Below are 22449 nucleotides of genomic sequence, written 5' to 3'. Positions count from 1 at the left end.
TAAGAGGATATCAACCGAGGTTGAGTTCGGATTTGCCGATGCGCCGGTAAACGCCGTAAAGAATCATGGTGGCCGTCAACAGCAGTGCCCCCAGGGCGCAGGCCATGCCCCAGTTGACTTCCACGTTGGTGTAGCGGGCGATGTAGTAGCTCAGCATCTGGTCGTCGGCGCCGCCCAGCAGCGCGGGGGTGACGTAGTAGCCAATCGACAAAATGAAGACCAGCAAGGCGCCGGCGCTGATGCCGGGATAGGTTTGCGGCACGTACACACGAAAGAACGCTGACAGGGGCGCGCTTCCCAATGACACCGCGGCGCGAATGTAGGTCGCGGGCACGTTCTTCATCACGCTGTAAAGCGGCAAAATCATGAAGGGGAGCAGGATGTGCACCATGGCAATCACCACGCCGGCGCGATTGAACAGCAGGGGCAGTGGGCTGTCGATGAGGCCTATGCCCATCAGCCCGCGGTTCACCAGACCTTCGGATTGCAGGAGAACGATCCAGGCCGCGACACGAACCAGGATTGATGTCCAGAAGGGCACCAGCACGAGGATCATCAGCAGGTTCGCTTTGCGTGCCGGCAATGACGCCAGCCACCAGGCCAGCGGGTAAGCCAGCACCAGGCAAAACAGCGTGACGACAAAGCTGATGTAAAAAGTGCGTAGCAAGATGGTGCCAAACGCGCGCTGGTCTTCGGGCATGCGTTCCACCGCACCCTGGCTGCCGCGTCGCAGGTCGACCGAAGCGAGCAAATAATCGGGCGTCCAGCGCGAGCTGTTTTTGGCGATGGCCTGCCAGAAGGGTTGTTCTCCCCAGCGCTGATCGAGCTGGAGAAGTTTTGCCTGAATCTCCTCCGGAGAACCCGTGACGGGCAGCGCACGGTACGCCCCCATCACCAGGGAGCGCGCTCCCGCCACTTCGGAGTTGAGCCGCCGCGCCAGCGCACCGGCATCCGCGCTGTCTGAAAGGTGGCCGAGGTCTTCCACCAGCGCCGCGTAACTTGCCGGTGCCGGTGGAGTCTGAGGGTTCCAGCCCTGGAGGCTTTGCACCGTCCGCGGCAGGGCTGCCACGACCTCGGGGTTTTCAACGGCGCGCTGCAGCAGGGCGGCAATCGGAATCAGCAAGGTCAGCAGCAGAAACACCAGCAAGGGCATCGTAAGCGCAAAGGCGCGCCATTTTCGGCGGGCATCGGCGCGCGACAGTGCCCGGCGCAACGCCCAGGGGTCGCCAACCTGAAGGACGGTGCTGGTGATACTGCTCATGGGGTGTTGCTCCTGCGGCTTATTGCGTGGCCCAGGCGGCAAAGCGTTTTTCAAGCGCCTCACCCTGATCGGCCCAGAAGCCGACATTCATCTGGATGGCCTCTTTCGCATTGGCCGGTGATGTAGGCAAGTCGTCCAGCACCTTTTTGTCGAGCTTGCTCAGGGCCTTGGTGTTGACCGGGCCATAGGCAATGTTCTGGGCATACACGGCCTGCGTGGCGGGCTGGCTGGCAAAAGCGATGAACTTCATGGCAGCGTCCTTGTTTGGCGTGCCTTTGGGGATGACCCAGTAATCCAGGTCATAAATGCCGCCTGGCCAGTAAATCTTCAGGTTGCGGCCTTCCCGGTTGGCGGCGTCAATGCGGCCGTTGTACACGGTGCTGAGTGCCACGTCGCCAGCCACCAGAAATTGCGCGGGTTGGGCGCCGGCTTCCCACCACTGGATGTTGGGCTTGAGCTCGGTCAGCTTGCGAAATGCGCGGTCGGCGCCGTCCTTGGTAGCCAGGACCTTGTAGACGTCAGCGGGTTTGACACCATCGGCCATCAGGGCGAACTCCAGGTTGTAGCGGGCTCCCTTGCGCATACCGCGCTTGCCCGGAATCTTTTTGACATCCCAGAAATCGGCCCAACTGGTGGGGGCGGTTTTGGTTTTTTCAGCATTCCAGGCCATCACGGTGGACCAGACAAACACGCCCACGCCACATTCCGTCACGGCGGCGGGCAAAAAGTCAGCCTTGGGGCCGATTTTGCTGAAATCCATCTTTTCAAACAAACCTTCGTCACAGCCCCTCTGAGCATCAGGAGCTTCGACCTCGACAACGTCCCAGGTGACTTTCTTTGTCTCGACCATGGCCTTGATCTTGGCCTGTTCACCGTTGTATTCGACGGCAACAACTTTGGTGCCTGCTTTTTCATAGGGCTCGTAGTAGGCTTTTTTCTGCGCATTGGCGTTGGCGCCGCCAAAGTTGACGACGGTAATTTGCTGCTGCGCCAATGCGGGCAGCGCCAGGCACAAAGCCGCGCTGACGACAATGATGTGTTTCTTCATGGTGCTATTTCCTCGGTGGTTGATGAAAAGTGAAAGTGAAGGTGAGCGAGAACGTGAAGGTCGAAAACCCGTGAAGGGAGAAAGCGGTTACACCGCATAGATCCGCGTAAACGCAGCCGGAAATTCGAGATGAACGGCATCGCCGGACTGCGGTGGCGCCAAACCGTTCAGGAGGGTCAGGGGCAGCTTGACCGTGGCTTCTGCCTGGCCGGGGCCGACTTCGCACAGCAGGCGCAGGTGATCGCCAAAGTAAATCACGCGTGCCACGCGTGCAGGCAGCACATCGGCAGATGAGGCGGGCGTCTGGCGGTGCAGCACAATGCGCTCCGGCCGGATGTAAGCTTCTACCTGCGCACCGGCGTTCGGGTGATTGACGTTGATGCCGTGGAGCACGCGGCCATCCGGCAATTCAATGCCGGCCCGGCTCTCGCGGCCGGGCTGCCCGCCAAAAAGTTTTCCTTTGAGCAGGGTGCTGTCGCCCACGAAACCGGCGACGAAACGGTTTGAGGGTGCTTCATACAGTTCTTCCACGGGGGCCAGTTGCTGGATCGCGCCGTCGTTGAAGACGGCCACCCGGTCGCTCATCGTCAGGGCCTCGCCCTGGTCGTGGGTGACATAGACAAAAGTCACGCCCAGCTGCCGGTGCAGTTCCTTCAGCTCAATCTGCATGTGCTCGCGCAACTGCTTGTCCAGCGCACCCAGCGGCTCATCCATCAGCACCAGCTGGGGTTCAAATACCAGTGCCCGTGCCAGTGCGACCCGCTGCTGCTGGCCGCCGGAAAGCTGTCCGGGCAGCCGGTCTGACATCCCGGCGAGGCGAACCATGTCCAGGGCGCGCTGCACACGACGATCCTGATCGGCCCGGGATACCTTGCGCACCGTGAGCGGGTAGGCCACGTTCTGCCCCACCGTGAGATGCGGGAACAGCGCATAGTTCTGGAACACCATGCCGAAATTGCGTTTGTGGGGTGGCGTGCCCGTGATCTGCGAGCCGTTCAGGAAAATCTCGCCCGCCGTCGGGGATTCAAAACCGGCCAGCATCATCAGCGTAGTGGTTTTTCCGGAGCCGGATGGCCCAAGCAGGCTCAGGAATTCCCCGCGATGAATGTCGAGATCGAGCTGCTGCACAACAAGCTGCTCGCCGTCATAGGTTTTTTGCACGCTTGAAAAGCGTACGAGGAAATCGTTTTTAGTCATCGTCGTTCCCGGGCTGGCCATGCACGCCGGTCATGCACATGAGCGCAATGCGGAAAAGCTGTCCGCCAGAATGTCCAGGCCCTCGTCCAGCAAGGCGTCGGTTGCGGTGAGGGGAACCAGAATCCGGATCACATTGCCGTAGATGCCGCACGACAACAGGATCAGCCCGCGCCGCGCTGCCTCGGTCACCACGCGTTTGGTCAGTGCCGCGTCGGGACGGGTGGGGTCCCCGTTTTCGAAGAGCTCTATGGCCACCATGGCGCCCAGGCCGCGCACGTCGCCAATGGCCGCTTCTTTCTCCGCGATGGCGAGCAGACCTCTGACCAGATGGGCACCAAGGGTCTTGCTGCGCTCCAGGAGTTTTTCATCCTTGAAAACCTTGAGCACGGCCAAGGCTGCCGCGCAGCCAATGGGGCTGCCTGCGTAGGTGCCGCCCAGCCCGCCGGGGCCGGGTGCATCCATGACCTCGGCGCGGCCGACCAGGCCTGATAGGGGGAAACCACCCGCCATGGATTTGGCGATGGCAATCAGGTCGGGCGCCACGGGCCACTGTTCGCTGGCAAACCAGGTGCCTGTGCGGCCTGCGCCGGTCTGGACCTCGTCGGCGATCAGCAGGATGCCGTGCCGGTCGGCCAGCGCCTTCAGGCGGCTGATGAATTCGGGCGGGGCAATGTAAAAGCCTCCTTCGCCCTGCACCGGTTCAATGATGAAGGCCGCCACGCGCTCGGGTTCGACGTCGTTTTTGAGGATCTGCTCGACCGAATGCAGCGCTTGGTCGATGCTCACGCCGTGCAGCGCGTTGGGGTATTCCGCATGAAACACTTCGCCGGGGAAGGGGCCGAACCCCAGCTTATAGGGCGCGACCTTGCCGGTCATGCCCAGCGTCATGTTGGTCCGGCCGTGGTAGCCACCCGTGAAGGCGATGATTCCGGGGCGCTTGGTGTAGGCCCGCGCCACCTTGACCGCGTTCTCGACCGCCTCGGCGCCGGTGGTCAGCAGCAGGGTCTTTTTGGCGAAATTGCCGGGCGCCAGGGCATTGAGCTTTTCCGCCAGTTCAACGTAGGGCTCATAGGCGACCACCTGAAAGCAGGTGTGCGTGTAGAGGTCGAGCTGGGCCTTGACCGCGGCAATGACTTCGGCATGCCGGTGGCCGGTGTTGAGTACGGCGATGCCGCCGGCGAAGTCGATGTAGCGGCGGCCTTCGACGTCCCACAGTTCGGCATTTTTCGCCCGGCTGACAAAAATCTCGTGTGCCTGGCCTACGCCACGGGTCACGGCGGCTAGGCGGCGCGCCATCAGGGCGGCATTGCTGGGGGTCTGGGTTGGCTGCATGTTCAGGTGATTTCAGGTTGTAGGAAGGAGATGGGTGGACTTTAGAAGTCGAGGGCAGGCCCGTCCATGTACACCGCCGCGCTGTTTTCAACACACTGTGCGGGTCTAGAATCCTGTACATGGATTCCCCAACCCGGTGCATGAGGTTCGCGATGCACAATCTGCCTTTTTTGATTTTTTGATGCTCACACTTCGCCCGGAACTACAGACCCCACTGGTGAGCCAGATCGTTGACGGCCTGCGGGGCATGATTGCCGGGCAGGCGCTGAAACCGGGCGTCAAGCTGCCTTCCATCCGCGGTTTTGCCGCGATGCATGGCGTCAGTGTCTTCACGGTGGTGGAGGCTTACGACCGCCTTGTGGCCCAGGGCTGGTTGGTTTCCCGGGCCAATGCCGGGTTTTTCGTCAAACGCAGGGGCGATGATGGTGCATCCGGTGCGCCATATGCGCAGCCCCCGCAGCCGAAATTTGACGCGCGCTGGTACCTCAAGCAGATTTTCGAGAACCGCAACCTGCCGATGAAGCCTGGTTGCGGCTGGTTGCCGCATGATTTCCTGTTCGGGGACGCGCTTCGCCGTAGCATGCGGCACCTGTCGGCAGACGGCTCCTCCCTCGAGGGTTACGGCCTGCCCTGTGGGCATATGGCTCTGCGCATGGTCATTGCGGAGGCGCTGGCCGAAAACCAGATATCGGTCGAGGTGGACCAGGTGCTGCTGACGCAAGGGTCCAGCCAGGCACTGGACCTGGTGGCCCGGCAATTGATCAAGCCGGGTGACACCGTGCTGGTGGACAGCCCCGGTTATCCCAACCTGATGTTCATGCTGCGTTTTCTGGGCGCCAACCTTGTCGGTGTGCCGCGTACCCCCACCGGGTACGACCTGGCTGCACTGGAGGCGCTGCTGGCCGTGCACAAGCCCAAGGCTTTCTTTACACAGCCCCGTCTGCAAAGCCCGACCTGCTCGATTGCCTCGGCGGCCCATCTGCACCGCTTGCTGCAGCTGGCCGAGACGCACGGGTTCACGCTGGTGGAGAACGATATTTACGCCGACATGGACCCGGTGTCGCGGTCCACGCTGGCCAGCCTGGACCAGCTGCGGCGCGTGGTCTACATCGGCAGCTATTCCAAAACCATTTCGCCCAATTTGCGTGTGGGCTACCTGCTTGCGCGAGGCGACCTGATCGAGGACCTGGCCCAGCTCAAGATGATTTCGGGGCTCACATCCTCGGACATCGCCGAGCGGCTCACTTTTGGGGTGGTCACCGATGGCCGCTGGCGCAAGCACCTCAAGTCGCTTCGCGAGCGCCTGGCCCAGGCACACCGAAAGACAGAGAAAAGCCTGACCGGTCTTGGGTTTGAGCTCTTTCATGAGCCGGGGGCCGGCATGTACCTGTGGGCCCGGCACCCTGATCTCCCCGATAGCGCCGTGCTTTCCCAGGACGCGACGACCGAGGGCATCATGCTCGGGCCGGGGCAACTGTTTTTGCTTGAACCCCATCCCACGGGCTGGCTTCGCTTTAACGTGGCTTTCAGCGACGACGAGCGTTTATGGCGGTTTTTGTCCCGACGAATTGATCTGGGCCGGCAAGCTGCCCAGTAACTGCTGGGGCCGAGCCAAAGCGCGGCCAGCCAGGTGGTCGTCCACCATGCCAGTAGTTTCACCGGTTTTCGAATAAGGCGTCACCCCGGAACTGCCGCAACTGTGGTTTTCAGTTGTCAATCACGCGCCGGGCAAACCGTTCAAGGTAGTCCATCAGTTGGTCGGCGCCGCGCATGGCCGCTGTCTCGTCGCCCGTGGCGATACCCTGGGCCAGTTCCATGTGATAGCGGGCGCCTTCGGTAATTTCCCCTTCGTGCTGGTAGGCATACCAGAATCGCCGGCATTGCACGACTAGCGGCACCACGCATTTGACCGCCGAATGATTCTGGCTGGCATGGTGATTGACCTCGTCGAGTTCATGGTCGGCCCGCATGTAGTCTTCGAGGTGGCCGCGTGCCGCCGCCTTCACCATTTTTTCGGCGCAGCGCACGATCGCCAGGCGCTGCGGGGCCGTTGCGCGGCGCGCAGAACACGCGGCGATGAGGCGTTCGAGCGCGCGTCGCGTCTGGATCACATCCAGATGGTCCGCCAGATCGATGTGAGAGACCAGCAGTCCACGTCGCGGCTGCTGGTCGATGAGTCCGATCGACACCATGCGCAGCAGCGCCTCGCGCACTGGCGTGCGGCCGAGTTGGGTCAGCTCTACCAGTTCCGCTTCGACCACCGGGCTGCCCGGCTCGAGCCGGAGCGTGGAGATCAGCGCCTCGATCGCATCGTAGGCGAGATCAGCGGCGCGACGCTTTGGCGGAGAAAGGAGTCTAGGCATCGAGGGCTATGACATGGTGGCGTTTGCGTTTGAATTGGCGGCGCTGCAGCAGAGCTTGCCACTCACCGACCAAGCCTCTTCGGAAGAACGAGACGCATACGATGAAGGTCAGGCCTATGATAATTGTAACGACACCACCGAGCTGGGCCAGGTGGTTTTGCAGGCTGACGACCAGCGTGGCGCCGACCACCGGCCCCCAACCCGTGGCAAGGCCGCCGAGCAGCGTCATCAGCAGTACTTCGGTCGAAGTCGAGAGCATGACATCGTTGAGCGCCGAGAGCTGGAGTACCAGGGCCTTGAGCGAACCCGCCAGACCGGCGAGCGCGGCCGACAGCATGAAGGCGTAGAGCTTGCAGCGGTCGGTGTCGTAGCCTAGCGAGATGGCGCGCGGCGCGTTGTCGCGCAAGGCCTTCAGCACCTGGCCGAACGGGGAATGCACGATGCGGTGAATCAGCAGGAATGCCAGCACGAATACGCCGAGCGTGAAGTAGTACATGTGGTTGTCGGCGGACAGATCGACGAGCCCGAGCAGCTTGCCGCGCGGGATGCCCTGCATGCCGTCTTCGCCGCCGGTCCAGGGAATTTGCACGGCGAGAAAGTAGGCCACTTGCGAGAGCGCGAGCGTGATCATCGAGAAATAGATGCCGGTGCGCCGGATGGCCAGCTTGCCAATCACCCAGCCGATGCCGGTGGCGACCACCACACCTGCAAGGATTGCGAGTTCGACCGGAAAGCCTTTGTCCGCAAATCGGATCATGAGGATGCCGGTGGTGTAGCCCGCCCAGCCGAAAAAGGCGGCATGACCGAACGACACCAGGCCGGTGAAACCGATCAGCAGGTTGAAGGCCAGTGCGAACAGCGCATAGCACAGCACTTTCATGATGAAGACCGGGTAGGCGATCTCCGGGAAGGCCGGCACCAGCAAGGCCGGTACCAGCAACACGAGCAGGAAGCGGATGGAGGTGGGAATCGTCCGGAGGCGTGAGGCGAAGAGTGTGGATGGAGTCGATGGGTTCATTCAGTTCTCCTTGCCGAAAAGGCCGGCGGGCCGGCTGAGCAACACCAGCGCCATGATGACGAACACCACCACGGTGGCGGCTTCCGGGTAGAACACCTTGGTCAGTCCTTCCAGCAGGCCCAGGCCGAGCCCGGTGAAGATCGCACCGAAGATCGAGCCCAGCCCGCCGATGACCACCACCGCGAACACGATGTTGAGGAGGTTGGCGCCCATCAGCGGATTCACCTGCATGATGGGCGCAGCCATCACCCCTGCAATGCCCGCCAGCGCCACGCCGAATCCGTAGGTCAGCGTGATCATCAGGGGAATGTTCACGCCAAACGCCTGCAGTAGCTTGGGGTTTTCGGTGCCGGCGCGCAGCAGCGCGCCGAGCTTGGTTTTCTCGAACAGGTACCAGGTCACCGCGCAGATCACGAGTGAAGCCACGACCACGAAGCCGCGGTAGACCGGCAGATACATGAAACCGAGATCCACGCCCCCCTTGAGCAGGTCCGGCGGGTCATAGCTGGCGCCCGAGATGCCGTAGAAATGGCGCAGCGCACCTTCGAGCACCAGCGCCACGCCAAAGGTCAGCAGCAGCCCGTAAAGATGGTCAAGGTGATACAGGCGTTTGAGCAGCGTCTTTTCCAGCAGCACGCCCAGCGCCCCGACGATCAGCGGCGCCAGGATCAGCGCCGCCCAGAAGTTGATCCTGAATTCCGGACCGAGCAACAGGGGCAGTTGCGAGAACCCCATCCACGCCAGGAACGCAGCCACCATGAACTGCGCGCCATGCGCGAAGTTGATGATGTTGAGCAGGCCGAAGATGATGGCCAGCCCCATGCTGAGCAGTGCGTAAAAGCAGCCGTTGATGAGCCCGACCAGCAATTGGGCCAGAAGGGCTTGTGAGGAAATATCAAACATGGTGTGTGCGTTAGAGCTGGAGGCGCGGCAGCCGCACTCTTGTTGGAGGGGCGGCTGCACGCAGTGCCTGGTAGTGCTTGGTTAGTGGCTGATAGCGCAGGCCGGATTGACGGGCGGAAATACATCAGCGCCTTTGAGCACCGCCTTGACCTTGTAGTAGTCCCAGGGTGCCTTGGATTCGGCCGGACTCTTCACCTGCAGCAGCAGCATGTCGTGCACCAGCGCGCCGTCTTCACGCAGTTTGCCGTTGCGAATCACGGCGTCGTTGATCGTCATTTTGCGCAGTTGCGTCATCACCGCCTTGGCTTCGTCGGTGCCGGCGGCCTGTACGGCCTTCAGGTAGTTGAGTGTGGCCGAGTAGACGCCAGCCTGGGCGGCCGTCGGCATGCGCTTGTGTTTGTCGAAGAACTTGCGCGACCAGGCGCGCGATTTGTCGTCCAGGTCCCAGTAAAAGGCTTCGCTCAGGTACATGCCCTGGGCCTTGTCCAGGCCGATGCTGTGCACATCTGAAATGTAGGTCAGCAGCGGCGCCACGACCTGCTTGCGCGTGATGCCGTATTCGTTGGCCTGTTTGATGGCGTTGATCGTGTCGTTGCCGGCATTGGCCAATGCAATCACATCTGCCTTGGATGCCTGCGCCTTGAGCAGGAAGGAGGAGAAATCATTGCCCGGGAAGGGATGGCGCGAGCTGCCGACGACGCTGCCACCACTGGCTTTGATGACCTCGGTGGCGTCCTTCTCCAGCGAGTGCCCGAAGGTGTAGTCGGCGGTGATGAAGTACCACGACTTCTTGCCTTCCTTGACCAGCGCGCGCGCCGTGCCTGCCGCAAGCGCATAGGTGTTGGTGGTCCACTGTGCGTTGAGTGGCGAGCATTTCTCACCCAGAATCGCCGTGGCGAGCCCCGAGGAGGGCATGCTCACACGATTTTTCTGCTTGGCAATTTCCATGACCGCCAGCGCGGTCGAAGAGGTCGGGAAATCGGTCACCATGTCCACCTTGCCCTGGTCGAACCAGCCGCGCGCAAGGTTGGCTGCCACGTCCGGCTTGTTCTGGTGGTCGGCGAAGACGAGTTCGACGGGCTTGCCGAGCACCTTGCCGCCCATTTCCTCGATGGCCAGACGAGCGGCAACGACCGAGCCCTGGCCCGAGAGGTCGGAGTAGACGCCCGACAGATCGTTGAGCACGCCGATCTTGACCACGTCGTCGCTGACCTGGGCGTGTGCCGCGAAGCCCATGCAGGCGACGAGGCAGGTGGTGAGTTTGTTGAGATTCATGAGGAACTCCATTGAGGATTGAAAGGAGAGGGGTGGGGGAGGGAACTGGGAAGGAAATGGGAGAAATGGGCCAGGTCAAATGCCCAGCAACTCATTGAGACGGTCCTGCTTGGCATCGACTTCGCTGCGCTCGATCATCTCGACAACCCGGCCGTGTTCGATCACGTAGTGGCGGTCGGCCAGGTGTTTGGCGAAGCGAAAGTTCTGCTCGACCAGCACCACCGTGAAACCTTGCGCCTTGAGGTCGCGGATGACCTGGCCGAGCTTTTGCACGATCACGGGTGCGAGCCCTTCGGTGATTTCGTCCAGCAGCAAGAGCTTGGCGCCGGTGCGCAGAATGCGGGCCATGGCGAGCATCTGCTGCTCGCCGCCCGACAGGCGTGTCCCGGGGCTGTGGGCGCGTTCCTTGAGGTTGGGAAACATGGCGTAGATCTGTTCGAGCGTCATGCCGTTGTCGCCGACCTTGGGCAGCAGCGTCAGGTTCTCCTCGGCAGTCAGTGATGCGTAGATGCCGCGCTCTTCCGGGCAGTAGCCGATCCCGAGGCGTGCGATGCGGTGCGGCGGCAGGGCGATGACTTCCTTGCCTGCCACATGGATAGAGCCCGCGCGCTTGTCAATCAGGCCCAGGATCGCGCGCAGTGTCGAGGTGCGTCCGGCGCCGTTGCGGCCCAGCAGTGTCACGCATTCACCGGCGCGGACTTCCAGGTTGATGCCTTGCAGCACATGCGACTCCCCGTACCACGCATGCAGGTCGCGGATGGACAGCATGGTTTGACTTGAATCAGACATCTTCTTCGGTCCCCATATAGGCTTCCCGCACCGCAGGATCGACCGACACAGCGGCATACGGTCCTTCGGCCAGGATTTCGCCGCGTTGCAGCACGGTGATCGTGTCGCTGATGTCGGCCACGACTTTCATGTTGTGTTCGACCATGAGGATGGTGCGGTGTGCCGACACTTGTCTGATCAGGTCCTTCACCCGGTCCACGTCCTCATGCCCCATGCCTTGCGTGGGTTCGTCAAGCAGCAGCAGCTCGGGGTCGAGCGCCAGCGTGGTGGCGATCTCCAGCGTGCGCTTGCGCCCATAGGGCAGGTCGCCGGCCAGAAATGAGGCGAAGGATGCGAGCCCCACCTGCTCCAGCAAGGCCATCGCGGGCGCATCGAGTCTATGCAGCGAGGCGCTGGACTGCCAGAACCGGTAGTCAACCCCCAGCTTGCGCTGCAAGGCGATTTTCACGTTTTCCAGCGCAGTGAACTGCGGAAAAACAGCCGATATCTGGAACGATCGCACGATGCCGCGGCGCGCGGTCTGTGCCGGCTTTTCCTGCGTGATGTTCGTGTCGTTGAACAGGATGTGTCCTTCGGTCGGGATGTGGAACTTGGTCAGCAGGTTAAAGACGGTCGTCTTGCCGGCGCCGTTCGGCCCGATCAGCGCATGAATGGTTCCGCGTCTGACGCGCAGGTTGACGTTGCGCACGGCGACGAAGCCGCGGAACTCCTTGGTCAGTCCCCTGGTTTCAAGAATGATGTCTTTGTTCATGTGGATGGTTGAAGTTCTGGCGCGTTAGTGAGGTTGCGTGGAGGCGTGACGCGTCAGCGTGGCAATGCGCGCAGGCGAGATCGGCATGCGTGGTGCGGGCTGTGGCCAGCCAAACAGGAATTGCGTGGCGCCGCCACAGACGCGGCCCTGGCAGGCGCCCATGCCGCAGCGGCTGTGCAGTTTCGCGGCGGTCCAGCTATCGAAGCCGCACAATTGCTCATGGCTCACGTCTTCACAGCGGCACACCAGCGTGTCGGGCATGGCCAGTTGTTTCAAGCCTGGATGGAGCGCGAAGCGGTTGTGCAAAGCCGCAGCAAAGGCCTCCCAGCGCTGCCGCTGGGGCCACAGCCGCCGGGCCAGATCCAGCTGCCCCATGGCCGCGTGGCCGGCAATGGCTCCTTGCACCAGTGCGCGCTCGCTGCCGCCGAAGCCGGTGCATTCACCGGCGGCGTAATGGTCGGGCAGGCTGGTGGTCTGCCAGGGGTCGACCGCAATGGCATGTTGCGCATTCAGGCTGCAGCCCAGGGCCTGGCCGAGCTGGGTGTTGGGAATCAGGCCGAAGCCGCAGGCCAGGCGGTCGCAGGTGATGTCCAGTGTGCGAGAGCCTTGCTGAAGGCGCACCGATTCCACGCGGCCCTGGCCCGAAGCCGCCACGACGTGGCTGGACAGGCGGTAGCCCGGATGCAGGAGCGTCAAGGCCTGCAGGGCCTTGCCGGGCCAGCGCACCAGCGAAGCGGCAAAAGCGGCCACCGCGCTGATGGACGCCTGTTCGGCCACCCGCAGCACCTGCGCACCGGCGGCCTGGGCCGCGGCCGCAACTGCCAGCAACAGCGGGCCGCTGCCCGCCACCACGATGCGCTCGCCACGCACCGGTAGGCCACCCTTGATCAGGGCCTGCAGTCCGCCAGCACCGGTGACGCCGGGCAAGGTCCAGCCCGGAAACGGCAGCAGCAGTTCGCGCGCGCCAGTGCACACAATCAGCTTGTGGTAACCCAACTGCCAGCCTCGATCGGCGTCTTCCAGCAGCAACTGCTTGGGCTGCGGCACCGCCACGATGCGGGTGCCGGACAGCAGCCGCACATTGGGGTGACGGGCCAGGGCTTCACGCCGCTGCAAGGCGGCCCGGGGCAGATGGGCGCCTGGGCCGTCGCGCCAGATCTGGCCGCCGGGGGCTGGGTTGTCGTCGATCAACGTGATGGCCGCGCCCGTGGGGGCCGCAGCCAGCGCCGCAGCCATGCCCGCCGGGCCGGCGCCTACGATCAACAGATCGCAATGCTCCGGGGATGTGGTGGCCATGGTTCAGGCTCCCGTCAAGGCTTCAGCTGCGGCTGCGGTCTGTACCGCCATGCCCTCAACGCACAACGTCTGGCAGGCCAGGCGGCGCTGGCCGTTAATCAGCACCCGGCACTCCTGGCAGATGCCCATGCCGCAGAACGCTGCGCGCCGCTCGCCGCTGACGGAAATGCGCGTGATGCCGTCGCCCGCGATGTACAGCGCTGCGGCCACGGTGACACCCGCGGGCACACGTTGTGGCTGGCCGTTAAGGCTGAATTCAATCGAGCTGTTGAGGCTGTTCATTGGGTAACCTTCGCGCGATGCGCTGCGGTGCTATGAGCCTTGGGAGCGGCCCTGCGGCTCATGCTGCTCATGCGGCCATTCCAAAGCGCTGCGGCAGGTAGGGCGTTAGGTCGAGTTCGGCCCGGCTCCCGGTGATCTGTGCGGCCAGCAGGCGGGCGCTGGCCGGGGCCGTCGTCACGCCCAGGCCTTCGTGGCCCACGGCCAGCCAGAGCCCGGGGCGCTGCGGATGCGGCCCCAGCAGCGGCAGGCTGTCGGGGGTGGCGGCGCGCAGGCCGGTCCAGCAGCGGATGGCGTTGAGATCGGCCAGGGCGGGCATATAGCTCACCGCGCGCTCCAGCATCTGCGCCAGCATGTCGGCATCCACTTCGGGGGTGCTGTCATCGAACTGGCGCGATGAGCCGATCAGCAGTTGCCCGGTCGGGCGCGGCTGCAGGTTGAATGCCACCGAGGGGCCAGTGCTGTGGTGTGCGCTGGTGACATAGCCCAGTTCCACCAGCTGGTGACGGACCTGGCCCGGGTAGCGGTCGGTAATCAGCAGATGGCCCTTCTTCGGTCGGATCGGCAGTTCGGGGCACAGTTGTGTGGCATGGATGCCGTTGGCCAGCAGCACGGCGTTGGCGTCAAGCCAGCTGTTGCCGGCCAGCCGCACGCGCGGGCCCTCAATTTCCAGCACTTCGGCGTGTTGCATGCGGATCTGCTTCGGGTATTGCGCCAGCAGCCAACGCGCTGCGTTGGGCGCATAGACCACGCTGTCGCCTGGCACCTGCAGGGCACCACACAGGCCGGGGCGCAGAGCCGGCTCCAGGGCCTGCAGTGTTTGCGCATCAATGAGATCACAGGCCACGCCGTGTGCGCGCAGCCGCTCCTGCTTGTCGTGAGCCGCCGCCATTTCCTCGTCGTTCGCGGCCAGCCACAGCGTGCCGCAGGGGTGCCAGGCACAGTCCGCGGCCATCGCGTCGGCCCACTGCCGCCACACGCCAAGCGAATGGCGGCTGAGTGCGAGTTCGGCGGGGTTGTCGTCCATGATCACCAGATGGCCCATGCCCGCCGCCGTGGCGCCGCCCCGGTGGTCGTCGAGCACCAGCACGTCCAGTCCGGCACGCGCCAGCTCGTGCGCGCAGGCCGCGCCGACGATGCCGGCACCAATGACGATGACGTCCGCATCCATGGTCAAGTTTGAAGCCGGATGCCCCAGCCAAAGGGGTCGTCGGCCTCGATCAGCAGCGTGGCTTCTGCGCTCATATGGGCGCGCCCGCGCAGCGTAGGGATGATGTGGTCGCCATCGCGCTCAAAGCTGGCTTCGAATTGGCTGCCGATCACGCTGGCCTGGCGCCAGATTTCACCCGGCGCGAGCTTGCCGTCGGCCGCCAGGCAGGCGATCTTGGCGCTGGTGCCGGTGCCGCAGGGTGAGCGGTCGTAGGCCTTGCCGGGGCACAACACGAAATTGCGGCTATCCGGAATTTGGGCCCCCACGCTTGTCGCTTCGCGTACTGCGCTGCCCCCCGAGGGGGCTAATTTTCCTAGGGGCGGCCCGTCGGAAAATTGGCTGCTACCCACGCTGGCCTTCGGCGATGGGTTGCCGGCGGAGGGCGACCCTTCTGCAAACAGTTCGATGTGGTCGATCTCGGCACCCTCCGCACCGGTGATGCCCTGCGCCGCCAATGCTTCGCGCAGCGCCCAGCTGTAGGCGGTGAGGGCGTCGAGGTTGTCGCTGGCCACGCGCTGGCCATGTTCGCTGACCAGGAAGAACCAGTTGCCGCCCCAGGCCACGTCGCCGCGCACTGTTCCGTGGCCCGGCACGGTCACGGCGACCTGGTGCAGATGGCGCCAGGCGGGCACGTTGCGCACGCTGACCGAGCGGTCCGCATGCAGCGTGGCTTCGACCGTGCCCACTGGCGTCTCGATGCGGTGTACGCCCGGCTGAATGCGGCCCATGTGGGCCAGCGTGGCCACCAGCCCGATGGTGCCGTGGCCGCACATGCCCAGATAGCCGGTGTTGTTGAAAAAAATCACGCCGGCACTGGCATCGGCGGCGACCGGCGTACACAGCAAGGCACCCACGATGACATCGCTGCCGCGCGGCTCCAGCACCGTGGCGGCGCGCCAGGCATCATGCTGCTGCGCCAGCACGGTGCGGCGCTCGGCCATGCTGCCGCTTCCCAAATCGGGGAAGCCATCAATGACCAGGCGCGTGGGTTCGCCGCCCGTGTGGGAGTCGATGATCTGGATGCGTTTCATGGGTGTTTCAGTCATGCCGTTGAAGATTCGTGCCGTGAGATGCATAAGAAAACATTGAAAACAACAGGGCAGGTGAGATTGCCCTATTGCTTCAATTCAGCGGCTCAAGAAAACAGGCCGCATCAATAACTTGCCAGTGGAACCGGCAAAGCATTCTTGAAGGTGAAAACCGTTACAGGAGCCTGTTTCATATTGCCTTTTTCGTCGTAGGCATACGTGCCGGCGACTCCCTTGTAACTTGATTTATAGATTTCTGCGCCGACTTTGTTCGGGTCTGTCGAGTTGGCTTTTTGCATGGCCTCGCCAATGAACAAGGTCTGGTCGTAAAACGAAGCCGCATAGGCATCCGCATCAAGATTGAAACGTTTTTTGTATTTCGCTTTGAATGCGGGGCCATCCGTGGCTTTTTCAAGAATCGAACCGCCTTGCGCGCAGAAAACGGTATCGTTGACAGCGTCCGCTGCAAGTTTTCCCATTTCCGGGCTGCACAGCGTATCGCCGCCCAATAACTTTGCGGGCATCGCCAGTTGCTTCATTTGCCGCGTTAGCGGTGCAGCTTGCGGTGCATAGCCACCAAAGAAAATAACTTCGGGCTGTTTGGATTTCAGGTTGGTCAATATCGATGAGAAGTCAACCGATTTGTCCGTGGTGAACTCTTGCCCCACGACGGTGAGGCCCAGATTCTTGGCTTCCTTGACGAATTCATCCGCCACACCCTGGCCAAACGCGGTGCGGTCATCAATCACGCCAACTTTTTTGGCCTTGAGCACTTTGGCCGCATAGACCGCCATGCTGGAGCCAATTTGGTTGTCAGCGGCAACGATGCGGAACAGGTTTTTGTAGCCGCCCTGGGTGACTTTGGGATTGGTGCCGACCGTGGACATCATGGCGCCACCCTCGCTATAGACTCGCGACGCAGGAATGGCAACGCCTGAACAATAGGGGCCCATGACAAATTTGACGCCGCTGTCCACCAGTTTCTGGGCGGCGCTAACGCCTGACTTGGCGTCGCACTGGTCATCTTCGGAGTGCAGTTCAAATTTGAGCGCTTTGCCCGCAACCATGATTTTCCTGGCATTGAGTTCTTCAATCGCCAGGCGCACGCCATTTTCATTGTCTTTCCCTGCAAACGCGTTGGCGCCTGACAGCGGACCGGTGTGGCCTATTTTTACCACCTGCTCCTGGGCATTCGCATGGCCTGCAAGTGCAATCGCCATCACGCCAAGAAGCGGAATCATGCTTGGGTTGATTGTCATACCTGTCTCCTAAAGTTTCGGGTCGTTAAAAGGGCTGCCGTCAGGCAACCGACTGGTATTGAGCCGGTCGTGTCGCCAGCGCTTTGTTCACGATCGTTTCAATGGCTTCGCGCTCCGCACCTATCAGGGGCAGGCGCGGACGGCGCATGTGCTCGGTGCTCACGCCGGCCAGTACGTCGATCAATTTGAGGTTCTGCACCAGCTTGGTGGACACGTCCAGGTGCAGCATCGGCGTCATCCACTGGTAGAGCTTGAGTGCCTCGGCGAACTTGCCGGCTTTCATCAAGTCGTACAGCGCCACGGTTTCGCGCGGGAAGGTGCAGCCGACGCCGGCGAGCAGGCCGTCGCAGCCCAGCGCCAGGCCTTCGTAAGCCAGGTCATCCACGCCCAGGAAGAGCTGATAGCGGTTGCCCACCGTGTTGCGCAGGTCGGTGATGCGGCGTATGTTGTCGGAGCTTTCCTTGATGGCGACAATCCATTCGCAATCGGCCAGCTCGACCATGTGTTCGGGCTTGAGGTCCACGCGGTAGGCGACCGGGTTGTTGTAGACCATGATGGGCTTTTTAGCGGCCTCGGCCATGGTGCGCACATTCAGCATCGCCTCGCGAGCGTCGGCCACGTAGATGACCGAGGGCATGACCATAAACCCGTCCACGCCAAGTTCGTTGGCGCCATGGATGTAGCGCAGCGCTTCGCGGGTGCTGGTTTCCGACACGTTGGCGAGCACCGGGACGCGGCCCTTGCTGGCTTTGATGGCGATGTTGGCGACCTGGAGTTTTTCTTCGAGCGTCAGCGTGCTGGCTTCGCCCAGCGAACCGCAGGTTACGAGGCCGTGAATGCCGTTGCGGATCTGGAAGTCGATATGCTTGGCCGTGCCTTCGGCGTCAATGCTTTCGTCGGCGTGGAATTTGGTGGTGATGGCGGGAAAAATACCTTGCCAGAGGGGGTTTTTCAAGGGTGACTCCTAAGTGAGAGGGTTGAAACCGAATGGGGCAGTTGGTTGAAATTAGCAACTGGTAAATATATTAATAAGATATTTAAAATATCTTATTAGGGTATTAAGCAGATTGCGTGCCAGCCTTTTTTACGGTAATGGAAGGGATTTGCAGCGTCAGAATGCAGCGCACAGTCCGGTTTGGTGCCAATGGGGCGCATCAGGCACCTCAGTGGCGCGCATGCCGCCCACGGAGGCCATGCTAGAGGGCCGTCGGGGGCGGGGCAAGCCGGTGGGACCCAAGTCCATAAATTGAATGTTCAGGCAAATCAGGCATTTAGGGTTCGACGCAATGGGTACGACCGAGGTCGCCGGTGGCCAGGGAACTGCTGGCCGATGTCTACGCCGGCCAGCAAGCGGTGGGCTACCCGTCTACATTGATGACGACGAGGCTCACGACATCTGGAATGAGCTCGCTGCAGGCGCTGCCAGCAACGCGGCCCGGGTGCTGGACCCTGCTGAAAAGCGGCCTCCGCGCCAGGCCTGCCGCTTGCAGGTGGTGCAAACTTATAATCAACGGTCCGATGCAACAGCGCCAGCGCTGACTGCGCGCAAGCCCGATCAAGTCCGATCAAGGGGGAGCCGGATACCTTTCAGCCATTGAGTCCACACCTCGCCTATGACCACGCCTCATTTCACCGTTGCCGACATCCGCAAAAGCTTTCTTGACTTCTTCGCGTCCAAGGGCCACACCGTGGTGCCGTCCAGCTCGCTGGTGCCGGGCAACGACCCGACGCTGATGTTCACCAACTCGGGCATGGTGCAGTTCAAGGACGTGTTCCTGGGCACCGACAAGCGCAGCTACGTGCGTGCCGCGAGCGTGCAGGCCTGCCTGCGCGCCGGCGGCAAGCACAACGACCTGGAAAACGTCGGCTACACCGCGCGCCACCATACTTTCTTCGAGATGCTGGGTAACTGGAGCTTTGGCGACTACTTCAAGCGCGAGTCGCTGAAATGGGCCTGGGAACTGCTGACCGACGTCTACAAGCTGCCGGCCGACAAGCTGTGGGCTACCGTCTACATTGATGACGACGAGGCTTACGACATCTGGACCAAGGAGATTGGCCTGCCGCCCGAACGCGTGGTGCGCATCGGCGACAACAAGGGCGCCAAGTACGCCAGCGACAATTTCTGGATGATGGCCGACACCGGCCCCTGCGGGCCCTGCAGCGAGATCTTTTACGACCACGGCCCCGAGATTGCCGGAGGCCCGCCGGGCTCGCCCGAGCAGGACGGCGACCGCTATATCGAGATCTGGAACAACGTGTTCATGCAGTTCGACATGCAGCCCGACGGCTCGGTCAAACCTCTGCCCGCACCCTGCGTGGACACGGGCATGGGGCTGGAGCGCCTTGCCGCCATCCTGCAGCATGTGCACAGCAACTATGAGATCGATGTTTTCGATGCGCTGATCAAGGCCGCCGCCCGCGAAACGGGTGAGAAAGACCTGAACAACAAGTCGCTGCGCGTGATTGCCGACCACATCCGGGCCACGGCGTTTCTGGTGAGCGACGGCGTCAACCCTTCCAACGAAGGCCGCGGCTATGTGCAGCGCCGCATCGTGCGCCGCGCGATCCGCCATGGCTACAAGCTGGGCAATAAGACGCCGTTTTTCCACAAGCTGGTGGCCGACCTGGCCAGGCTGATGGGCGATGCCTATCCCAAGCTCAAGACCGATGAGGCGCGCATCACTGCCGTTCTCAAGGCCGAGGAAGAGCGCTTCTTCGAGACGCTGGAAATCGGCATGCAGATTCTGGACACGGCGCTCGCCGGAGGCGCCAAGGTATTGCCCGGCGATGTCGCCTTCAAGCTGCATGACACCTATGGCTTCCCGCTTGACTTGTCGGCCGACGTTTGCCGCGAGCGCGGCGTGGACGTGGACGAGGCCGGCTTCAACGCGGCAATGGACAGGCAGAAAAACCAGGCGCGCGCCGCCGGCAAGTTCAAGATGGACCGCGCGCTCGAGTACACCGGCAGCGGCAATACCTTCACCGGTTACGAGCGTCTGGAAGAAACCGCAAAAATCGTGGCGCTGTACGCAGACGGCGTGCCCGTCGCGGCCCTGACAGCAGGGCAAAGCGGCGTGGTGGTGCTGGACACCACCCCGTTCTATGCGGAAAGCGGCGGTCAGGTCGGTGATGAGGGCGAGCTGATCAGCGGCTCGGCGCATTTTGCCGTGGGCGACACGCTCAAGATCAAGTCGGACGTGTACGGTCACCATGGCACGGTGGAGCAGGGCACACTGAATGTGGGTGATCATGTCAACGCGCGTGTCAATCTGGCCGTGCGCGCCGCCACCGTGCGCAACCACAGCGCCACCCACCTGATGCACAAGGCCTTGCGCGAAGTGCTGGGCGAGCATGTGCAGCAAAAGGGCAGCCTGGTGAATGCCGAGCGCACGCGCTTCGACTTTGCGCACAACGCACCCGTGACCGACGAGCAGATTCGCGAGATCGAAGCGCGCGTCAATGCCGAGATCCTGTCCAACGTGGCGACCGACGCCACCGTGATGGATATGGAAGCCGCGCAGAAAAGCGGCGCCATGATGCTGTTTGGCGAGAAATACGGCGACAAGGTGCGTGTGCTGAGCATTGGCTCGAGCAAGGAGCTGTGCGGCGGCACCCACGTGACGCGTACCGGTGACATCGGCCTGTTCAAAATTGTGGCCGAGGGCGGCGTGGCCGCCGGGGTGCGCCGTGTCGAGGCCGTCACCGGCGAGAACGCGCTGGCTTACCTGCAGTCGCTCGAATCCACGGTTCAGGCCGCCGCTAGCTCGCTGAAGGCCAGCCCGTCCGAGCTGCAAAACCGCGTTGGCCAGGTGCTGGACCAGGTCAAGTCGCTGGAGAAAGAAATCGCCGCCCTCAAGGGCAAGCTGGCGTCATCGCAGGGCGATGAGCTGATGGCGCAGGCGATCGACGTCAAGGGCCTGAAGGTTCTGGCGGCCCGGCTGGAGGGCGCCGATGCCAGGACGCTGCGCGAGACCATGGACAAGCTCAAGGACAAACTCAAAACGGCCGTTATCGTGCTGGCCGCGGTAGAGGGCGACAAGGTCCAGATCGCTGCGGGCGTCACGCCTGACAGCGTGGGCAAAGTCAAGGCCGGTGAGCTCGTCAACTTTGTGGCCCAGCAAGTGGGCGGCAAGGGCGGCGGCAAGGCTGACATGGCCATGGCAGGCGGCACGGACGCGTCCAAGCTGGGTGATGCGCTCAAATCGGTGCAAGCCTGGGTGACTGAGCGCGTCTGAGCGCACCTGGCCAGGACCGGGTTCAGGCAGCGGGGTGGCTCGCTATCTTATGGGTAGCTTGCTCCCCTTGTCATGAATGGCTTACAGGCCAATAACGAGCCAAGCCTTAAACCGCTGCCCAGAACACGGCAAACCAGTGCTTCGGGTCGCTCCAGTGCTCCACATGCCTGAACCCGGCCTGGTGCAGCAGTGCCGTCATGCCCTCCAGCGTGTATTTGTAGGAGTTTTCGGTGTGGATGCGCTCACCGGCGCTGAACCGGCGCTCATGACCCGGCCAGCGAACGGTCAGGTCGCAGCTTGCTTTCAGATGCATTTCAATGCGTGATTGGGCCACATTGAACAGCGCCACATGCCGCCATTGGCGCACCTCAAAATCCGACTGCAGCAGTGTGTTGACGTTGAGCAGCAGGTTTTTATTGAAAGCCGCCGTCACGCCCAGCGCATCGTCGTAAGCAGCTTCCAGTGTGGCGATGTCCTTGACCAGGTCAATCCCCAGCAGCAGGCCGCGTGCCTTGCCCCGTGCGGGGTCGGCCATGTGCTGTAAAAACTGCAAAGCCTGATCCGGCGAGAAGTTGCCCAGGCTGGAGCCCGGGTAGAAAAATACCCGGTCGTGGCTTTGAATGGTGTCGGGCAAAGCCAGGTCGGCTGAAAAGTCCATGCCCAGCCCGACGATGTCCAGCGTGGGGAAACTGGTTTGCACCCGTTCGGCCGAAATCCGTAAAAAATCCACCGAAATATCCACCGGCACGTATTGATTTGGCGTCAGATGCGGAATCAGTGCCATCGCCTTGGCGCAGTTGCCCGCGCCCAGGTCAATCAAGCACGGCTTGGTGATGCCAGCCTCAGCAAGGGCGTTGGCCATCAGCGTGTAAGACACTTCAAAAATACCCGCCTCGGTACGGGTGGGGTAGTACTCGTCCAGCTCGGTGATGGCTTCAAACAGTTTGGAGCCCAGCGCGTTGTAGAAAAATTTTGGCGCAATACTGGCCGCTGCCGCACACAGCCCTGAGGTCAATTCTTGCGCCGTGCTGAGGCTTCGCCCCGGCTGCAGTTCGGCTTGACGGCCATAGAGGCTGTAGAGGTCGATGAACTGCGGGGACGCTGGCTGCAGTGCAAGCGACAGGTCGGGAGTGTTGAGTGGGAGTTTCAAAATCGACTTCGAAGCTGAAAATGACTATAGATTTGAAAGCGGTTTGGCTGCT

At 62.3% G+C, this 22449-nt stretch carries 19 protein-coding genes; 2 read left to right on the top strand and 17 right to left on the bottom strand.

From position 1 onward, the window contains the following. Positions 1 to 10: 10 nt before the first annotated feature. From AC1DUR_RS02350 to gabT, 4 genes are all read right to left on the bottom strand, one after another. Entirely contained in the window at positions 11 to 1261 is a 1251-nt protein-coding gene (locus AC1DUR_RS02350; RefSeq protein ID WP_477717178.1) for an ABC transporter permease, read from the bottom strand. A gap of 19 nt (positions 1262 to 1280) precedes the next feature. Further along, a complete protein-coding gene (locus tag AC1DUR_RS02345) occupies positions 1281 to 2309 on the bottom strand; it encodes an ABC transporter substrate-binding protein (RefSeq protein ID WP_477717177.1) in 1029 nt (342 codons plus the stop codon). 87 nt (positions 2310 to 2396) lie between these two features. Further along, positions 2397 to 3506: an ABC transporter ATP-binding protein gene (locus tag AC1DUR_RS02340; protein ID WP_477717176.1), complete on the bottom strand. Its 1110-nt coding sequence runs from the start codon at positions 3504 to 3506 to the stop codon at positions 2397 to 2399. 30 nt (positions 3507 to 3536) lie between these two features. Continuing rightward, a complete protein-coding gene (gabT, locus tag AC1DUR_RS02335; protein ID WP_477717175.1) occupies positions 3537 to 4838 on the bottom strand; it encodes a 4-aminobutyrate--2-oxoglutarate transaminase in 1302 nt (433 codons plus the stop codon). Positions 4839 to 5019: 181 nt separating this feature from the next. On the opposite strand from gabT, the gene AC1DUR_RS02330 reads away from it, so the two are divergent. Next, on the top strand, positions 5020 to 6435 hold the full coding sequence (locus AC1DUR_RS02330) for an aminotransferase-like domain-containing protein (RefSeq protein ID WP_477717174.1): 1416 nt from the start codon (positions 5020 to 5022) through the stop codon (positions 6433 to 6435). Positions 6436 to 6544: 109 nt separating this feature from the next. On the opposite strand, the gene AC1DUR_RS02325 is transcribed toward AC1DUR_RS02330, so the two are convergent. The 12 genes from AC1DUR_RS02325 to AC1DUR_RS02270 all read right to left on the bottom strand — a co-directional run bounded on the left by AC1DUR_RS02325 (position 6545) and on the right by AC1DUR_RS02270 (position 17964). Next, entirely contained in the window at positions 6545 to 7201 is a 657-nt protein-coding gene (locus AC1DUR_RS02325; protein WP_477717173.1) for a GntR family transcriptional regulator, read from the bottom strand. After that, positions 7194 to 8219 (bottom strand): branched-chain amino acid ABC transporter permease, encoded by a 1026-nt coding sequence (locus tag AC1DUR_RS02320; protein WP_477717172.1) that lies wholly within the window; start codon positions 8217 to 8219, stop codon positions 7194 to 7196. The genes AC1DUR_RS02325 and AC1DUR_RS02320 overlap by 8 nt, the downstream gene beginning before the upstream one ends. Then, a complete protein-coding gene (locus AC1DUR_RS02315) occupies positions 8220 to 9122 on the bottom strand; it encodes a branched-chain amino acid ABC transporter permease (RefSeq protein WP_477717171.1) in 903 nt (300 codons plus the stop codon). 81 nt (positions 9123 to 9203) lie between these two features. Then, a complete protein-coding gene (locus tag AC1DUR_RS02310; RefSeq protein WP_477717170.1) occupies positions 9204 to 10397 on the bottom strand; it encodes an ABC transporter substrate-binding protein in 1194 nt (397 codons plus the stop codon). A gap of 75 nt (positions 10398 to 10472) precedes the next feature. Beyond that, the gene (locus AC1DUR_RS02305; protein ID WP_477717169.1) at positions 10473 to 11186 is read right to left on the bottom strand and encodes an ABC transporter ATP-binding protein; all 714 of its coding nucleotides are present in this window, start codon (positions 11184 to 11186) and stop codon (positions 10473 to 10475) included. Next, positions 11179 to 11937, bottom strand: a complete 759-nt coding sequence (locus tag AC1DUR_RS02300) for an ABC transporter ATP-binding protein (RefSeq protein ID WP_477717168.1) — start codon at positions 11935 to 11937, stop codon at positions 11179 to 11181. The genes AC1DUR_RS02305 and AC1DUR_RS02300 overlap by 8 nt, the downstream gene beginning before the upstream one ends. A gap of 24 nt (positions 11938 to 11961) precedes the next feature. After that, positions 11962 to 13233: an FAD-dependent oxidoreductase gene (locus AC1DUR_RS02295; protein ID WP_477717167.1), complete on the bottom strand. Its 1272-nt coding sequence runs from the start codon at positions 13231 to 13233 to the stop codon at positions 11962 to 11964. Positions 13234 to 13236: 3 nt separating this feature from the next. Continuing rightward, positions 13237 to 13515 (bottom strand): (2Fe-2S)-binding protein, encoded by a 279-nt coding sequence (locus AC1DUR_RS02290; RefSeq protein ID WP_477717166.1) that lies wholly within the window; start codon positions 13513 to 13515, stop codon positions 13237 to 13239. Between the two features lie 67 nt (positions 13516 to 13582). After that, positions 13583 to 14683, bottom strand: coding sequence for an NAD(P)/FAD-dependent oxidoreductase (locus tag AC1DUR_RS02285; RefSeq protein ID WP_477717165.1), 1101 nt, complete (start codon positions 14681 to 14683; stop codon positions 13583 to 13585). A gap of 2 nt (positions 14684 to 14685) precedes the next feature. Further along, positions 14686 to 15753 (bottom strand): proline racemase family protein, encoded by a 1068-nt coding sequence (locus AC1DUR_RS02280; protein ID WP_477717164.1) that lies wholly within the window; start codon positions 15751 to 15753, stop codon positions 14686 to 14688. A gap of 122 nt (positions 15754 to 15875) precedes the next feature. Beyond that, a complete protein-coding gene (locus AC1DUR_RS02275) occupies positions 15876 to 17009 on the bottom strand; it encodes a branched-chain amino acid ABC transporter substrate-binding protein (protein ID WP_477717163.1) in 1134 nt (377 codons plus the stop codon). A gap of 40 nt (positions 17010 to 17049) precedes the next feature. Beyond that, positions 17050 to 17964, bottom strand: coding sequence for a dihydrodipicolinate synthase family protein (locus AC1DUR_RS02270; RefSeq protein ID WP_477717162.1), 915 nt, complete (start codon positions 17962 to 17964; stop codon positions 17050 to 17052). A gap of 658 nt (positions 17965 to 18622) precedes the next feature. Here AC1DUR_RS02270 and alaS point away from each other — a divergent pair. Next, complete coding sequence (alaS, locus tag AC1DUR_RS02265) at positions 18623 to 21247, top strand: alanine--tRNA ligase (protein WP_477717161.1); 2625 nt, start codon at positions 18623 to 18625, stop codon at positions 21245 to 21247. Between the two features lie 106 nt (positions 21248 to 21353). Here the strand turns inward: alaS and egtD are convergent, their stop codons facing one another. Then, positions 21354 to 22397, bottom strand: coding sequence for an L-histidine N(alpha)-methyltransferase (gene egtD / locus AC1DUR_RS02260; RefSeq protein ID WP_477717160.1), 1044 nt, complete (start codon positions 22395 to 22397; stop codon positions 21354 to 21356). Between the last annotated feature and the right edge of the window lie 52 nt (positions 22398 to 22449).

The organism is Polaromonas sp. P4_F4 (assembly GCF_056401355.1).
Note: the sequence above shows the minus strand (reverse complement) of the source record. Positions and strands in the feature narration are given on the sequence as shown.

Excerpts from the sequence above, each read along its gene's own strand:
- AC1DUR_RS02350 (WP_477717178.1), bottom strand. The coding sequence starts at position 1,261 with ATGAGCAGTATCACCAGCACCGTCCTTCAGGTTGGCGACCCCTGGGCG.
- AC1DUR_RS02345 (WP_477717177.1), bottom strand. The coding sequence starts at position 2,309 with ATGAAGAAACACATCATTGTCGTCAGCGCGGCTTTGTGCCTGGCGCTG.
- AC1DUR_RS02340 (WP_477717176.1), bottom strand. The coding sequence starts at position 3,506 with ATGACTAAAAACGATTTCCTCGTACGCTTTTCAAGCGTGCAAAAAACC.
- gabT (WP_477717175.1), bottom strand. The coding sequence starts at position 4,838 with ATGCAGCCAACCCAGACCCCCAGCAATGCCGCCCTGATGGCGCGCCGC.
- AC1DUR_RS02330 (WP_477717174.1), top strand. The coding sequence starts at position 5,020 with ATGCTCACACTTCGCCCGGAACTACAGACCCCACTGGTGAGCCAGATC.
- AC1DUR_RS02325 (WP_477717173.1), bottom strand. The coding sequence starts at position 7,201 with ATGCCTAGACTCCTTTCTCCGCCAAAGCGTCGCGCCGCTGATCTCGCC.
- AC1DUR_RS02320 (WP_477717172.1), bottom strand. The coding sequence starts at position 8,219 with ATGAACCCATCGACTCCATCCACACTCTTCGCCTCACGCCTCCGGACG.
- AC1DUR_RS02315 (WP_477717171.1), bottom strand. The coding sequence starts at position 9,122 with ATGTTTGATATTTCCTCACAAGCCCTTCTGGCCCAATTGCTGGTCGGG.
- AC1DUR_RS02310 (WP_477717170.1), bottom strand. The coding sequence starts at position 10,397 with ATGAATCTCAACAAACTCACCACCTGCCTCGTCGCCTGCATGGGCTTC.
- AC1DUR_RS02305 (WP_477717169.1), bottom strand. The coding sequence starts at position 11,186 with ATGTCTGATTCAAGTCAAACCATGCTGTCCATCCGCGACCTGCATGCG.
- AC1DUR_RS02300 (WP_477717168.1), bottom strand. The coding sequence starts at position 11,937 with ATGAACAAAGACATCATTCTTGAAACCAGGGGACTGACCAAGGAGTTC.
- AC1DUR_RS02295 (WP_477717167.1), bottom strand. The coding sequence starts at position 13,233 with ATGGCCACCACATCCCCGGAGCATTGCGATCTGTTGATCGTAGGCGCC.
- AC1DUR_RS02290 (WP_477717166.1), bottom strand. The coding sequence starts at position 13,515 with ATGAACAGCCTCAACAGCTCGATTGAATTCAGCCTTAACGGCCAGCCA.
- AC1DUR_RS02285 (WP_477717165.1), bottom strand. The coding sequence starts at position 14,683 with ATGGATGCGGACGTCATCGTCATTGGTGCCGGCATCGTCGGCGCGGCC.
- AC1DUR_RS02280 (WP_477717164.1), bottom strand. The coding sequence starts at position 15,753 with ATGAAACGCATCCAGATCATCGACTCCCACACGGGCGGCGAACCCACG.
- AC1DUR_RS02275 (WP_477717163.1), bottom strand. The coding sequence starts at position 17,009 with ATGACAATCAACCCAAGCATGATTCCGCTTCTTGGCGTGATGGCGATT.
- alaS (WP_477717161.1), top strand. The coding sequence starts at position 18,623 with ATGACCACGCCTCATTTCACCGTTGCCGACATCCGCAAAAGCTTTCTT.